12 protein-coding genes and 1 tRNA gene are annotated in these 14,884 nt (G+C 64.5%); 7 read left to right on the forward strand and 6 right to left on the reverse strand.

What is annotated here, in order from left to right; translation table 11 throughout:
• Window positions 1–148: 148 nt before the first annotated feature.
• The 4 genes from CO664_RS03925 (at window position 149) to CO664_RS03940 (ending at window position 4,120) form a co-directional block, all read left to right on the forward strand.
• Entirely contained in the window at window positions 149–1,588 is a 1,440-nt protein-coding gene (locus CO664_RS03925; RefSeq protein ID WP_097537970.1) for an FAD-binding oxidoreductase, read from the forward strand.
• A gap of 32 nt (window positions 1,589–1,620) precedes the next feature.
• On the forward strand, window positions 1,621–3,051 hold the full coding sequence (locus CO664_RS03930; RefSeq protein WP_037414731.1) for an aspartate aminotransferase family protein: 1,431 nt from the start codon (window positions 1,621–1,623) through the stop codon (window positions 3,049–3,051).
• 214 nt (window positions 3,052–3,265) lie between these two features.
• Window positions 3,266–3,694, forward strand: a complete 429-nt coding sequence (locus CO664_RS03935) for an EF-hand domain-containing protein (protein WP_097537971.1) — start codon at window positions 3,266–3,268, stop codon at window positions 3,692–3,694.
• Between the two features lie 66 nt (window positions 3,695–3,760).
• Complete coding sequence (locus tag CO664_RS03940) at window positions 3,761–4,120, forward strand: DUF488 domain-containing protein (RefSeq protein ID WP_097525186.1); 360 nt, start codon at window positions 3,761–3,763, stop codon at window positions 4,118–4,120.
• Here the strand turns inward: CO664_RS03940 and CO664_RS03945 are convergent.
• Window positions 4,114–5,040, reverse strand: a complete 927-nt coding sequence (locus CO664_RS03945; protein WP_176536533.1) for a DMT family transporter — start codon at window positions 5,038–5,040, stop codon at window positions 4,114–4,116. The two genes, CO664_RS03940 and CO664_RS03945, sit on opposite strands and share 7 nt — an antisense overlap.
• Window positions 5,041–5,240: 200 nt before the next feature.
• On the opposite strand from CO664_RS03945, the gene CO664_RS03950 reads away from it, so the two are divergent.
• The gene (locus CO664_RS03950) at window positions 5,241–6,131 is read left to right on the forward strand and encodes a LysR family transcriptional regulator (protein ID WP_097538577.1); all 891 of its coding nucleotides are present in this window, start codon (window positions 5,241–5,243) and stop codon (window positions 6,129–6,131) included.
• Window positions 6,132–6,295: 164 nt separating this feature from the next.
• Here CO664_RS03950 and CO664_RS03955 read toward each other — a convergent pair whose 3' ends face one another.
• The 5 genes from CO664_RS03955 to xylF all read right to left on the reverse strand — a co-directional run bounded on the left by CO664_RS03955 (window position 6,296) and on the right by xylF (window position 10,796).
• A complete protein-coding gene (locus CO664_RS03955; RefSeq protein WP_097537973.1) occupies window positions 6,296–6,592 on the reverse strand; it encodes an antibiotic biosynthesis monooxygenase in 297 nt (98 codons plus the stop codon).
• A gap of 507 nt (window positions 6,593–7,099) precedes the next feature.
• Window positions 7,100–7,176: transfer RNA gene (locus CO664_RS03960), tRNA-Arg, on the reverse strand.
• Between the two features lie 311 nt (window positions 7,177–7,487).
• Window positions 7,488–8,273, reverse strand: coding sequence for an ATP-binding cassette domain-containing protein (locus CO664_RS03965; protein WP_097537974.1), 786 nt, complete (start codon window positions 8,271–8,273; stop codon window positions 7,488–7,490).
• Window positions 8,274–8,288: 15 nt separating this feature from the next.
• Entirely contained in the window at window positions 8,289–9,602 is a 1,314-nt protein-coding gene (locus tag CO664_RS03970; RefSeq protein ID WP_097538578.1) for a sugar ABC transporter permease, read from the reverse strand.
• 153 nt (window positions 9,603–9,755) lie between these two features.
• Window positions 9,756–10,796: a D-xylose ABC transporter substrate-binding protein gene (xylF, locus tag CO664_RS03975; RefSeq protein ID WP_037414744.1), complete on the reverse strand. Its 1,041-nt coding sequence runs from the start codon at window positions 10,794–10,796 to the stop codon at window positions 9,756–9,758.
• A gap of 241 nt (window positions 10,797–11,037) precedes the next feature.
• On the opposite strand from xylF, the gene CO664_RS03980 reads away from it, so the two are divergent.
• Together CO664_RS03980 and CO664_RS03985 are read left to right on the forward strand one after the other, a co-directional pair.
• Window positions 11,038–12,249: an ROK family transcriptional regulator gene (locus tag CO664_RS03980; protein WP_097537975.1), complete on the forward strand. Its 1,212-nt coding sequence runs from the start codon at window positions 11,038–11,040 to the stop codon at window positions 12,247–12,249.
• A 102-nt stretch (window positions 12,250–12,351) separates the two neighbouring features.
• Complete coding sequence (locus CO664_RS03985; protein WP_097537976.1) at window positions 12,352–14,715, forward strand: EAL domain-containing protein; 2,364 nt, start codon at window positions 12,352–12,354, stop codon at window positions 14,713–14,715.
• Window positions 14,716–14,884: the final 169 nt, after the last annotated feature.

Raw genomic sequence — 14,884 nt, forward strand, 5'->3', positions numbered from 1 at the left:
AATTGCGGTGCCGGAACCGGGTTGGCCGGCTCTGCCGGCTAACCCGAAATGAGTATGCCGCCCGGCGGGCGGCGTCGCTTGCCGGGTGCCCGGCAAAGGCGCAGAATGCCGCGCGCTGGGGCATGGTTCACCGAGGGAGGATCGAATCATGAATGATATGAGCCTCACCAATCTGCAGGCAGGAAAGACAAGCATCAGCGCCGCGGCCGTCGAGGTCCTTGCGGGGCGGCTGCGCGGCCGCGTGCTGGACGGGCGCAACCCGGCCTATGACGAGGCGCGCACCGTCTGGAACGCGATGATCGACCGCAGGCCCGGCCTGATCGTGCAGGCGGCCGGCGCCTCCGACGTCATCAATGCGGTTCGCTTCGCGGCGGAGAACCAGCTGCTCCTCTCCGTCCGCGGCGGCGGTCACAATATCGCCGGCAATGCGGTTTGCGACGGTGGACTGATGATCGACCTCTCGCCGATGAAATCGGTGCGCGTCGACCAGACGACGAAGCGCGCCTGGGTCGAGCCAGGCGCGACGCTTGCCGACGTCGACAAGGAAACCCAGGCCTTCCGCCTGGTGCTGCCGACCGGCATCAACTCGACCACCGGCATCGCCGGCCTGACGCTCGGGGGAGGCTTCGGCTGGACCACGCGCCAATTCGGATTGACGATCGACAATCTCGTTTCGGTCGATGTGGTGACCGCCAATGGCGAGCTGCTGCGCGCCAGCCAGACGGAACACCGCGATCTCTTCTGGGCATTGCGGGGAGGTGGCGGCAATTTCGGCGTCGTCACGGCCTTCGAATTCGCGCTCAACGAACTCGGCCCGGACGTTGTCGCGGGGCTGGTCGTGCATCCCTTCGCCGATGCCGAAAACGTCCTCAGGCAGTATCGGCAGGCCCTGGAAAACGCTCCGGACGAGCTCACCTGCTGGGTGGTGATGCGGCAGGCGCCGCCGCTGCCCTTCCTGCCCGAGGAATGGCATGGGAAGGAGATCCTCGCGCTCGCGATGTGCTATTGCGGCGATCCCGAAGCAGGCGAGAAGCCAACCGCGGAGTTACGTTCCATCGGCGAGCCGATCGCCGATGTCGTCGGTCCCGTTCCCTTCGTCGCCTGGCAGCAGGCCTTCGATCCGCTGCTTTCGCCCGGCGCCCGCAACTACTGGAAGAGCCATGACTTCATGGAGCTTTCCGACCAGACGATCGGCATCCTCACCGATGCGATCCGCCAATTGCCGGGGCCGGAATGCGAGATCTTCATCGCCCATATCGGCGGCGCCGCCGGCCGGGTTGCGGTGGAGGAGACCGCCTTTCCGCAGCGCAATTCACATTTCATCATGAACGTCCATGCCCGCTGGCGCGAACCCTCAATGGATCAGGCCTGCATCGCGTGGGCACGCCGGCTCTTCGAGGCGGCCAAGCCCCATGCAGCCGGCACGGCCTATATCAACTTCATGCCGGAGGACGAGGGCGACCGCGTCGAGGCGGCCTATGGCGGCAACTACCGTCGCCTCGTCGAGGTCAAGCGCCGCTACGATCCCCAAAACCTGTTCCGGATGAACCAGAACGTGCGGCCGAGCGAACTGGCCGGAGCGGCATGACCAAGGGTTACGCAAGCTGAAGGAGAGGCCGCATGGATGACCGATCGGTCCGTGACCTTTTTCGCCGCGCGGCCGATCACGCCGCGCGGTTTCGCGAGACGATCTCCGATCGCCGGCAAGGCCCTGAGGTCTCCTATCTCGGATCGCTTGATGCGTTCCGCGAAGCGGTTCCGGAGGAGGGGACAGCCGGCGCCGAGGTGATTGATACGCTTGCCGCCAAGGCGGAGCCCGGGCTTCACGTCATGACCGGCCCGCGCTTCTTCGGCTGGGTCATCGGCGGTTCGCATCCGGTCGGGGTCGCGGCCGACTGGTTGACCAGCGCCTGGGGCCAGAATGCCGGTAACCACCATGCCGCTCCAGCGGCCGCGGCAGCGGAAGCGGTCGCCGCGGGCTGGCTGCTCGACCTCCTCGCCCTGCCGCGGACATGTTCCGTCGGCTTCGTCACCGGGGCGACGGTGGCGAATTTCGTCTGCCTTGCCGCGGCGCGCGGCGAAGTCTTGCGGCGCGTCGGCTGGGACGCCGAGGCGCAGGGTCTCTTCGGCGCGCCGCCGATCACCGTGCTGATCGGCGACGACGCCCATGCGACGGTTTTCTCCGCACTCCAGTTTCTGGGCCTCGGAAACGACCGCGTCATTCGCCTGAAGACCGACGAATTCGGCCGGATCAGCGTATCGGATTTCGAGGACCAGTCGGCCAAGGTCACCGGCCCCGCAATCGTCATCCTCCAGGCCGGGCAGATCAACACCGGCGCCTTTGACGATTCCGCCGCTCTCATCCCCGTCGCCAGGCGAATCGGCGCCTGGGTCCATGTCGACGGCGCCTTCGGGCTCTGGGCCCGCGCCTGTCCGCCGAAGCGCGCGCTCGCTGACGGAGCCGATGAAGCCGACTCCTGGGCGACGGACGGCCATAAATGGCTGCAGACGCCCTATGATTGCGGCTACGCCATCATCCGCGACGAGGAGGCGCATCGCCGGGCGATGACGATCGCGGCGAGCTATCTGCCGCCGAGCCACGAAGGCGAACGCGACCCGAGCCATTTCGTGCCGGAATTGTCGCGCCGCGCCCGCGGCTTTGCTACCTGGGCGATGATCAGGCATCTCGGCCGAAGAGGCATCGCCGCCATGGTCGAGCGCCATTGCCGGGTCGCCCGCGCCATGGCCGAGCGGCTGAGCGGCGAAGAGGGCATCACCGTCCTGAATGAGATCGTGCTCAACCAGTTCATGCTCCGCTTCGGTGCGGGACGACCGGACGAGGAGGCCGACCGGCTGACGCAACAGACAATTGAAAGGCTGCAGGCCGACGGCGTCTGCTTTGCCGGCGGCGCCAGCTGGCGCGGACGAAAGGTGATGCGTGTCTCGGTCATCACATGGCTGACCTACGACAGCGCTGGAGACACGGCCGCGGACGCGATCATCGCCGCCTGGAGGGCTGTCAGAACGACCGGCGAACGCGCCGGCTCGTGACCGCGGCATCTAGGCATCCACATTCCCGCGCCAGCGGAAGGATCCAGCGGCGTCGAACGGATCGCGACCATAGCGGGGAACCTCTCTGCCGCGGCTGTGGTTATCAGCTTTTGGAACGGGCGCAGGACGACCGCGACGGCTTGGCCGTGCCAAGGCCGTCCAGGCCGCTTCACCCGGCCAGTTTGACTTTGATCGAACGGGAGGAGGAATTCCCATGTCACCGATGAGACCGCCAATCGCGGCCGCGCTTGCCGCGCTGATGATCGTCAGCCCTTTGAGCTTCGCCGCCGCGCAGACGCCCGCACCCCCTCCGCCGGCGGCGCAAGCGCCCGATCAGGAACCGCCCGACCAGGATCAGGACACCCAGGCGGATCAGCCGGACATGCAGCGCGACGACGGTTGGCGCGACGGCAGGCGCGGCGAGCGCATGCGCGACCGGATGCGGCACGGCAACCGGATGCGGGCCGGAATGATGCACCGGCAGATGATGAAGATCATGTTCGCCATCACCGATGCGGACAATGACGGCGCGCTCTCCTTCGAGGAGATCAGCACCATCCACAAACGGATCTTCGACAAGGTGGACGTCAACCGCGACGGCAAGGCGACGCCTGAGGAAATCCAGGCCTACTTCCACAACTAGCGACCGTCCGCTACGTTCCTTGCTGCAGGGCCGGCCGTCACCGGCCCCAGGATGTTGCGAGGGCGGATGACGTCATTCAAGTTGAAGCGCGTCTACGAGGCGCCGGAAGCGTCGGACGGCACGCGCATCCTCGTCGACCGCCTCTGGCCGCGCGGCGTCGCCAAGGACAAGGCGCGGATCGACCTCTGGCTGAAGGACATCGCGCCCAGCGACGCGCTGCGCAAGCGCTTCCACGGAAAGCCGGAGGACTGGGAGGCGTTTTGCGAAGCCTATGCCAAGGAGCTCGAAGGCGAGGCGGCGCAGGCGGCGGTGAAAGAGCTGCGCGATCAGCTCAAGAAAGGGCCGGTGACGCTGCTCTATGCGGCGCGCGACGAGAGCCATAACAATGCGGTGGCGCTGAAGGCGTGGCTGGAGAGGGATCAGTAGGAAGCACGCGTTTGCGGTGATGCCGACGAGGTGAGCCAGACACAGAACAGTGTCACTGTCAGGCCAAGGAACATCAGCATCGAAAGTGGCTCGTCGAACATCAGCCATGCCCAGAGCATCGTCACCGGTGGGCTGAGATAGAGCACGCTACTGACCTCCGCGGCGGCGTAGAGTCGAAGGCTCATATAGTAGATGCCGTAGCAGAAGAAGGTCGAAAACAGCACCAGCCAAGCGATGCCACACTCGAAACGGCCGTCGAGAGGCGGCATCAGCTCACCATTCCATCCGGCGGCAGCCGCAAAGAGGACCGCTGCCGTCAGGCACTGGATGCACAGGGCTTGGTGGATGGGCATGTTGATCCTTCCCATTCGCTTCTGTACCACCGTTGCCAGTGCGAAAACCAGCATTGAGGCAACCGTCAGGACGTAAGCCCAGATCGGCGCCGTTCCGAGACTTACGCTGTCGGCCGAGGCGATAAGCACTCCGATCGCGCCGAGAGCCGTACCCGCCCATTGTCTTCCGCTCAATCGATGCCCCAGAACCGGCTGCGACAGGGCTGCAATGGCGAGAGGGACAAGATCCGATATCAGTGCCACAAGTCCCGTCGGCACCCGCTGGCCGATGGCAAGCGCAAACCCGCCCAGATAGAGGAACATCATCGCCACGCCGAACACCACCTGCTGGACCACGGCGCGTGCGCTGATCCGTGGTCCGATCAGGAGGGCGAATGGCAGTAAGATCAGTCCCGACATAAGGGTCCGCCAGAACAGGACCAGCATCACGTCGGCGTTCTCGCTGGCATAGCGGATTCCGAGGAAGCCGGAACTCCAGCTTGCGACGAGTGCTACTGCCATGATCGGCCATAGGAGGCGATGCGGTCGGGTCTGGAAAGCGCGCACTGTCATGGGGCCTCTGTAGATTTCAAGGAGCTTGCCCGTTGCGCCGGAAGCGCGTCGTGGGCGGTATTCCCGAGAGATCTATGTAAACGGCCATGATTCCGCACATGACAAATTTCGATGAGGCCATGAACAGGGCAAGAAATTCGGCATAAGAATTTGCCTTAATGCCGACTTCTGCGTCAGAATTTGACACCTAGCTTCATTTGTGAATGGGGATCGTCATGGCTGGGGTGATGACGCGCTGTCTGGATGTCGACTCTTTGCGGGCGCTTGTCGCGATCGAGAAACACGGCGGTGTCACGCGCGCGGCCGAGGTTCTGGGCCTGTCGCAGTCTGCCGTCAGCCACAAGATCAGGCGATTGGAAACGAGCCTCGATTGCGAAATTCTGAGCCGGAAACCAAACGCGCCGATATTCACGACGGCTGGTCAGGACCTTCTGGTTTATGCGCGGCGCATTCTGGGCATCCATGATGAGGCAATTCTGAGCCTGTCGAAAAGTACCCTGCAGGGCAAGATCGCGCTTGGAATGACCGAGGATGCGACCTGTACCGACCTGTCGCGCATCCTCGGCCGGTTTCGCCGGCTCCACCCGGAGGTGACGGTCCGCACGCAAGTGCGCATGAGCCTCACCCTGCAGGCACTGCTTGCCGAAGGGGCACTCGATGCCGCCATCATCCAGGTGTTCCAGCACGAGGTCCGGCCGACCGATCTCCTGCTCTTCCGCGAGACCCTGCATTGGGTCAAATCGCCCGAGCTGACCTTGCCCAAGGGCGGGGCAATCCCGTTCCTTTCCTTCGATGACAACTGCTTCTACCGGCGCTGGGGCATCGACCTCGGGCAGGACGAGGGAACGGTGTTCGAGACGGTGTTCGAATGCTCAAGCGCGGCGGGGATCACCGCGGCCGTCACCTCGGGGCTCGGCGTCGCGCTTCTAAGTCAGCGGCACCTCAGAGCCGACATGGAGATCATCGACAAGGACTTTCCCAAGCCCCCGGATCTCGCCTACGTGGTCCGGCGCGCCCGCAAGCCGCGGAACACGGCACTGGAAACGTTGGTAAGGGAGATTGAGGCAGAAGTCAGCCGTTATGGGAGGCTGCAAATTGCGGTGTGAGAGGTTTCATGGTGTCGCCGGAGTGGGGATGGACGGCCACCCTCGGATCTCTCGCGGGGATCGGATGGCATCACTCCGGTTGAAGTGCGACAAAGAGGCGTCGGAGGCGGGGACGGGACGCGCATCTCGTCGACCGGCTATGGCCGCGCGACATCCGTCCGGCCTTATTTCAACGAAAGAACCACCGGTCCCGCGACCGGGTCGGTCACGCCCAATCCCCCGCCCAGGTCCTCGAGCGACTCGCGGAAGCTGTCGAGCGTGGCGATCATCTGAGGCCGACTGGAGGCCAACGCCTCCATGCTCTCCCACTCGACGATGATGCAGTAGCGCCCTTCACCGGTCTTGACGATGTTGGCGTGCCGCATGCCCGGCCAGCTCGCCGCGATGTTTCGGTGCGCGTCGAGGAAGCCGCCCTCCATGCCGGGCTTTACCTTGAAACGAACGACGTTGAACGCGGTCATGATTGCCTCGGTGGGTGAGTGAGACTGCAAGAGGAGCCGGTATGTACTGGGGGTGATAGTCTCGCATCGACTCCGGTGCCTGCTTCACAATAGCGTAACTCAGGGAGGCGAATAGTGCAAAAAGCGAACCAAGTGCATTTGCAGATTAAGAATGGAGGTCGCCTGATTTGGCGAAGGCTACGGTTTCAACAAGCCCCATAATCGCACTCCAGCGCAGTGTAATGCTCGGACAGTGTGGTATCGCGGTTCCGCTGTAAAGATGCGACTGGAACCTATGCCGGCGAACCGGAGCATGGGCAACACTTCTCGCTTGCGCGGGAGGAGTTGACGCCGTGGAGAGCGACTTCGGTGATGGAGGAACCCTCGATTTGTCGCCCAGCTGGGCGACGTGTGCCGGGAGTTCGCCATCTCGCGCTAGACCGGCTACGAGATCTTCAACCGCTGAAAGACTGACGGCCTGGATGATCGGTGGCGCGTGCTGGCGCACTGGGTGGGAGACAGGAAAACTGGCGCACCCGACAGGATTCGAACCTGTGACCTTTGGAATCGGAATCCAACACTCTATCCAGCTGAGCTACGGGTGCATCCGTTGGCGGCCAAGGCCGCCGAAGCAGGCTGTGAGCGGTTCTTAGCCTAGCTTGCGTGCCGCTTCAATGGTCAATTGCAAGAGAGTGCAGGGGAAATTCGATTTCCGCGCGGAAGCTGTGGTCGCGGCGCATCGCTCGGCGTGCATCGCCTGCCCAAGAAAAATGCCGCATCCCGGGGGATGCGGCATCGAGGCGTGAGCGGATTTCTCTGGCCGGAGCGGTGTTCGGGGCCGCGCTTCGGCCTGTCGGCCGCTCAATCCTCAAGTGATACGGGTATCGAGCCATTCGGGCCTCAAGCCATACGGGCCTCAAACCATCTGCATGGCGCCGGGGCCGGGGATGGCTTTGGCCGGGACCTTGCCCATGATGATCATGCCGAGCACCTCGTCCTTGGTGACGTCCTCGGTGCGGGCGTGGCCGACGACCTGGCCGTTCTTCATCACCGAGACGCGGTCGGCGAGGTCGAAGACGTCATGGATGTCGTGGCTGATCAGGAAGATGCCGATGCCCTCGCGCTTCAGCTGCTTGATGAGCTCGCCGACCTGCGCCGTCTCCTGCGGCCCAAGCGCCGCGGTCGGCTCGTCCATGATCAGGATGCGGGCGTTGAAGAGGATGGCGCGGGCGATCGCCACCGACTGCCGCTGGCCGCCGGAGAGCGCCTTCACCGGCTCCTTGAAACGCTGGAAGTTGGGGTTGAGGCGGCCCATCACCTCGCGCGCCTTCGCCTCCATCGCCACGTCGTCGAGCGTGCCCCAGGGGGTGCGCAGCTCCCGGCCGAGATAGAGGTTGGCGGCGGCATCGACATTGTCGGCGACGGCGAGCGTCTGGTAGATCGTCTCGATGCCGTATTTCTTGGCGTCGCGCGGGTTGCTGATGTCGGCCGGCTCACCGTTGATCAGGATCTCGCCGGCATCGCGCCGGTAGGCGCCGGCGAGAATCTTGATCAGCGTCGACTTGCCGGCGCCGTTATGGCCGAGAAGGGCGACGACCTCGCCGGGATAGAGGTCGACGGAGGCGTTGTCGACCGCGTGGATGCCGCCGAAGGAGATGGAAATGTTCTTCATTTCCACGAGCGGAGTGCGTTGTTCAGTCATTGTTCGAACTCCTGATTACTTGGCGCGGGCGCGGTAGACGGTGTCGAGCCAGACGGCGGTGACGAGCACAATGCCGACGACGATCCGCTGCAGCGGCGAGTCGATGCCGAGCAGCACCATGCCCGACTGCAGCGACTGCATGACGAGAGCGCCGAGCATGGCGCCGGCGATCGTGCCCATGCCGCCGGCAAGCGAGGTGCCGCCGATGACGGCCGCCGCGATCGTATAAAGCTCGTCGAGCTCGCCCTGCGCATTGGTGGCGGCGTTGAGGCGGGCCGTCGAGATCGCCGCGGCAACGGCGCAGAGCATGCCCATCAGCGCGAAAATCCGGACCGTGACCCAGCGGGTCTTGATGCCGGCGAGCTCGGCCGCTTCCGGGTTGCCGCCGAGCGCGAAAACGTAGCGGCCGAAGCGCAAGCGCGTCGAGATGAAGGTCATGATAATGCCGATCAGGATGGCGATCAGCACGGGAATGGCAATCCCGTGGGCAATGAAAAGGCCGCCGTCCGGCCAGGCGATGCCGTTGGCGTCGGCGTATTTGCGGGCGATGTTGACCGGCCAGCCGTAGTTATTGGCGATCGCCACAGCGCCGAGCACGAGGGCGCAGCCGACCGCCGACAGGAAATACTCGGCCCAGATCGGGCGACGCGGAAATCCGAAGCGTTTGCGCTGCCTGCGCGAGTGGATGATGCTGGCGACGATCGCGACGCAGGCGATGAGGCCGACGATCCAGCTCGCCGTCGCGCCGATCGAGCCCTCGGTGCCGCCGCCCATCAGGCGGAAGGTGGAATCCATCGGCGCCACGGTGCGGCCGCTCGTCACGAACCAGGTGGCGCCGCGCCAGACGAGCAGCCCGCCGAGCGTGACGATGAAGGACGGCACGCTGAGGAAGGCGATGATCACGCCGTGCAGCGCGCCGATCGCGGCGCCCAGCAACAGGCCGGCGAAGAGGGTGATGGTCCACGTGGCCGGATGGTTGAAGCCGAGGAGCTGCGGCAAGAGCTCCGCCTGCAGCACGCCCATGATCATGCCGACGAAGCCGAGAATCGAGCCGACCGAGAGATCGATGTTGCGCGTGACGATGACCAGCACCATGCCGGTCGCCATGACGGCGATCGAGGCTGTCTGCACCGACAGGTTCCAGAGGTTGCGCGACGTCAGGAACAGGCCGCCGGACAGAAAATGGAAGCCGATCCAGATGATCAGCATCGCGCCGACCATGCCGAGCAGGCGCGTATCGATTTCGGTGGCGCGGAAGAAGCGCTTCACCGGGCTTTCCTCCGCGCTGCGGGTGCGGTTGAAATGTGCGGTATGTGTCGTATCGGCCATGGCCGCCGTCCCCCACTTGTTTTCATGCATTTGCCGGTCGTTTGCGCGGCGTGCCGCTATCATAGCACCGTGCGGCCAGACCATTCCGACCTCATGCAAACGCCGCAACGGGTTCCGTTGCGGCGTTTTGAGGTCACTTCAAACGTCCGTCCGTCACTTGCAGGCGGCGACGGAGTCGGCAGCCACGCCCTGGCAGGCGGCATCCTTGGAGATCCAGCCGGCGTCGATGACGACGTTCAGATTGTCCTTGGTGATCGCCATCGGTGCCAGGAAGACGGACTTCATGGCGACGCCCTTCGGTCCGCCGTTGAAGGTCTGAACGCCTTCGATCTCGTCCATCGTTTTGCCGCCGGCGAGTGCTGCGGCGATTTCTGCCGCCTTCTTGCCGAGCTCACGGGCGTCCTTCCAGACGGAGACGGTCTGCGTGCCGAGCGCCACGCGGTTGAGCGCCGCATGGTCGCCGTCCTGGCCCGAGACCGGAACGGAGCCGGCAAGGCCCTGGGCCGAAAGCGCTGCGATCGCGCCACCGGCGGTGCCGTCGTTGGAGGCGACGACCGCATCGACCTTGTTGTCGTTGGCGGTCAGGAACTGCTCCATGTTCTTCTGCGCATTTTCCGGCTTCCAGCCGTCCGTATAGGCTTCGCCGACATTCTTGACCTTGCCGGCGTCGACGGCTTCCTTCAGCACTTCCATCTGGCCGGCGAAGAGGAAGTCGGCGTTCGGATCGGAGGATGAGCCCTTGATGAAGACGAAATTGCCTTCCGGCTTCGCCTTGAACACTTCGCGGGCCTGCATGCGGCCGACTTCCTTGTTGTCGAAGGTGATGTAGAAGGCCGCCGGGTTCTCGATCAGGCGGTCGTAGCCGACGACCGGAATGCCTTCCGCGGTGGCCTTTTCGATTGCCGGGGCAATGGCATCGGAGTCCTGCGCAAGCACGATCAGCGCGTTGGCGCCCTGGGCGATCAGCGATTCGATGTCGGTGAGCTGCTTGGCGGCAGAGGACTGCGCGTCAGCGGAAATATATTTGTCGCCGGAGGCTTCGAGCGCTGCCTTGATGGCCGCCTCGTCGGTTTTCCAGCGCTCTTCCTGGAAGTTCGACCAGGAAACGCCGACGACGAGGTCCTTGGCGACCGCTGCGGAATGCATGGACGCGATGATGGCAGCCCCTGCCATCAGCTTCAAAATGGATTTCATTCTATCCTCCCAAGTGGCAGCGCCGCGCGCACGAACCTCCCGCACGCATCCCCGACGAGCCGTGAACTGCTGTCGCAAAGAGCGCTGCCACAGGTGCAAGGCTTTTTTCTCGACAGTCGAGAAAATAATTGTCAGAGTTTTAGAAGGCTGTCAACAAGGCCCGTAACGTCTTGTTTCGCCAGTCAACAGGTGCTTTGAGAGGGCATGTGATCGCGCAATCCGCCAAGCCCAGGGACGTGCAATGCTGACCAAAACGAGCACCGAAGTCGTGCGTCAGCAAAACACTGCGCTCGTCCTTTCTGCGCTTCGGCGAAAGGGCGCGCTGTCTCATACGGAGATTGCCGAGCAGACCGGCCTTGCCTCGGCGACGATCTCCGTCATCACCGCCGAACTGGAACGGTCGGGGACGATCGCCAAGACCGAGCAGCATGTTCAAGGGGGCAGGGGGCGGCCGCGCGTTCTCTTTGCGCAGCGGCGGGACTGCGGCTACGTGATCGTCGTGCGGATCTCCTCCGACATCGTTCAATATTCGCTGGCCGACTATGGCGGCGTGCTCCTCGATCGCTTCGAGGAGGCGCGAAGCCATGACGGCGGCGACGCGGTGGCTTTCGGCCAGGTTTTCCTGGCGGCGCTCGAGCGTCTGCTGCAGCGCTCGCGCATTGAGAAAGAGCGGGTGCTTGCCGTTTCGATCAGCAGCAAGGGGCTGGTGGCGGGCGACGGGGCGCGGCTCCTCTGGTCGCCGGTCTTCGGCCGCCAAGAACTCGATTTTTCGAAACTGCTCGGGCCCGATTGGCGGGCCCGGATCATGCTCAGCAACGAGACACTGCTCGTCGCCCAGGCGCTGGCGGCCAAGGCGGAAGAGAAGGGCGACGCCTTCAAGGGGCTGGCGGCCGTCTCGCTCGGCCACAGCATCGGTCTCGGTCTTGCCCGAAGGGGGCGGTCGGGCGAACTCGACGTTTCCGCGCCGAATTTCGGGCACATGCTGCACGCCTCCTCCGCCGGCCTCTGCCGCTGCGGCTCCCATGGCTGCATCGAGGCCGCTGCCGGCTTCTACGGCATTCTGCGCGCCGCCTTCGAGGTGCCGTCCGACACGATTCCCGCGAAATTCGTGCCGCTTGCCGAAATGGACAAGATCGCCACCGGTGCGCGTCAGGGCCAGCGCATGCCCGGCTATGCCTTCCGCCAGGCCGGCATCGCGCTCGGCAACGGCATTTCGCGCATGCTGAGCCTCTACGAGCCGATGCCGATCTACGTCACGGGGCAGGGGACGCGCTATTTCGATCTGCTGCAAAAGGGGGTTGAGGAGGGGCTTGCGCAATCCTTGCAGGTTCGCCTCGATGGCCTGCCGGAGATCACCGTCGTCGGCGACGAGCAGCGGCTCGTCTTCGACGGCCATCTCGGTCGGGCGCTAGGCGCCGTCGACAGCGACATCACGGCCGCCGGGCATTCCTAGGTATTTCAGGCACAGACATTCCAGAGGCGAATTATCATACTAGTACAATTTACGGTTATTTAGCGTCTGCTTGCCAAGCTGTTTCCGGGACGGGAGACAGCCATGTTCTCAATAATCGCATGCATCAGCAATCACCATGACTGGCGCCTGGTTCTGGTTGCCGCGATCGTCTGCCTGGCTGGCAGTGCGGCGACGATACTGCTCTTGCAGCGCGCCGAGCGCAGCGAGGGACGCCAGCGGCGCCTCTGGACCGCCGCCTGCGCCTTTGCCTGCGGCGTCGGCGTCTGGTCGACGCATTTCATTGCGATGCTCGCTTATGACGGCGGCGTGCCGATTGCCTACGACGCCTGGGGTACGGCGTTTTCGGCGCTGGTCGCGGTGGCCGCCTCCGGGCTCGCCTTTACGACCGCTCTTCTCGGCACCTCCCGCTACGCCTTCCCCGGGGCCGGCATTTTCCTCGGCCTCGGCATCGCCGCGATGCATGTAACGGGTATGCGCGCCGTCGAGACGCAGGCGCGCATCGAATTCGATCCGCAGATGAGTTTCGCCGCAGTCCTCGTCGGGCCGCTGATCGCCGCCTTTGCGCTCCATGCCTTTCAGGCTCTCGGCGGCGTGCGCAAGCTGACCGTTCCGACGCTGCTGCTCGTGCTGGCGATTTGCGCCCTGCACTTCACCTCGATGAGCGGCGTCACCCTGGTGCCCGATCCGAGCGCGGCGGCAGCGGATGCTTTCGACCCCGTCTGGCTCGCCGGCGGTGTCGTCGTGGCTTCGACGACGCTGATCCTCACGGCGCTGGGCGCGCTCTTCATCGATCGGCATTTGACCGACCTGCGTGGCCTCGCCAACGCCTCGCTCGAAGGAATGGTGATCGTCTGCAACGGCAGGATCATCGATGCGAACGAGCGGTTTGTCGGCCTCTGCGGCGCAAAGGTGGCCGATCTCATCGGCAGAAGACCTGAAGAGCTCTTCGCGCCACCTCAGGGGCGCGAAGCGCGCGAGCGCCAGATCGATGACGCTCCCGCGGAGGTCGAACTCCTCCGTGCCGACGGGCGGCTTGTGCCGGTCGAGCACCTATGCCGGACGATCGAATACCGGGGCCGGCAATCCGACGTGATCTTCGTGCGCGACCTCAGCGCCCGAAAGGAGGCCGAGCGGACCATCGAGCATCTCGCCCACCATGACGCGCTGACGGATCTTTCCAACCGCAGTTCCTTCGAGAGGCGGATGAACCAGGCTCTGGCGGTCGCCGCCGCGAGAAACGAACAGCTCGCGATCTTCTGTCTCGACCTCGACCGGTTCAAGGCCGTCAACGACATATTCGGCCATGGCGAAGGCGATCGGATCCTGCGCAAGGTTGCCGATATCCTGCGTGCCGCTGCGGGCGAGGCCGATTCGATCGCGCGGCTCGGCGGCGACGAATTCGCCATCCTGCAGACCGGCGCCGCGCAGCCGGAAGCGGCGCGGCAATTGTCGGACCGCATCCTCAGGCTCTTCGCCGAGGAGATGGATACCCACCGCGATCCGATGGCGGTCGGCGTCAGCATGGGCGTGGCGATCTACCCCGGCGACGGCGCGACGGCAGAGCGGCTCTGCAACAATGCCGATACGGCGCTCTACCGGGCCAAGCAGACGGGCAAGGGCATCGCCTGCTTCTTCGATGCGGAAATGGACGAGGCGGTGCGCTCGCGCCGTCAGATGGAGAGCGACCTCCGGCACGCGATCCTCAGGCATCAGCTGTTCCTCGAATACCAGCCGCTCGTCGATGTCCGTGACGATCGGGTGGTCGGATACGAGGCGCTGCTGCGCTGGAGACATCCGGAGCGCGGGCTCGTCGGGCCGAATGTCTTCATCCCGATCGCCGAGGAAAGCGGTTCGATCATCCAGATCGGCGAATGGGTGCTGGAACAGGCCTGCGCCGAAGCGGTCCGCTGGACGGAGCCGCTGCCGGTCTCCGTCAACATCTCGCCGGTCCAGTTCCTCGTGCCGAGCCTTTTCGACCAGATCGCCGGCATCCTGCGACGCACAGGCCTCGAGCCGCGGCGGCTGGAACTGGAACTCACCGAGGCGGCGCTGCTGCACAACCGGGAAGACGTGCTGGCGGCACTCGTGCGGCTTCGGCTGCTCGGCGTGCAGATCGTCATGGACGATTTCGGTACGGGACATTCGTCGCTCGCCAACCTGCAGACCTTCCCCTTCGACAAGCTGAAGATCGATTGCAGCTTCACGGCGGCGCTCGACAAGGACCCGGCCGCCCATGCGATCATCCGAGCGATCATCGCGCTCGGCCATAGTCTCGACCTGCCGGTCGTGACCGAGGGCGTCGAAACCGAGCGGCAGATGCAGATCATCGTCGAGGAGGGGTGCCGGCAGGTTCAGGGGTTCCTCACCGGCCGGCCGGGACGTGCGCCGAGTGCCAGAGCGAATGTGTCATCGGACGCTCCGGTGCTCCGGTCGGTCGAGGCGTAGTCTGCCTGTTGCAGTCAAATGGGTTTCGACGGAGACTTTCTTTTCGCCCTCATTCCTGTGCTTGTCACAGGAATCCAGCAGCGCCGCGTCTGCGGCGCGGAGGAGTCTTACAGCCCAAGGACTTGGGCGGACTGGATTCCTGTGACAAGCACAGGAATGAGGGTGTGGA

This window comes from Sinorhizobium sp. NG07B (genome assembly GCF_002532005.1).
Classification (GTDB): domain Bacteria; phylum Pseudomonadota; class Alphaproteobacteria; order Rhizobiales; family Rhizobiaceae; genus Sinorhizobium; species Sinorhizobium fredii_C.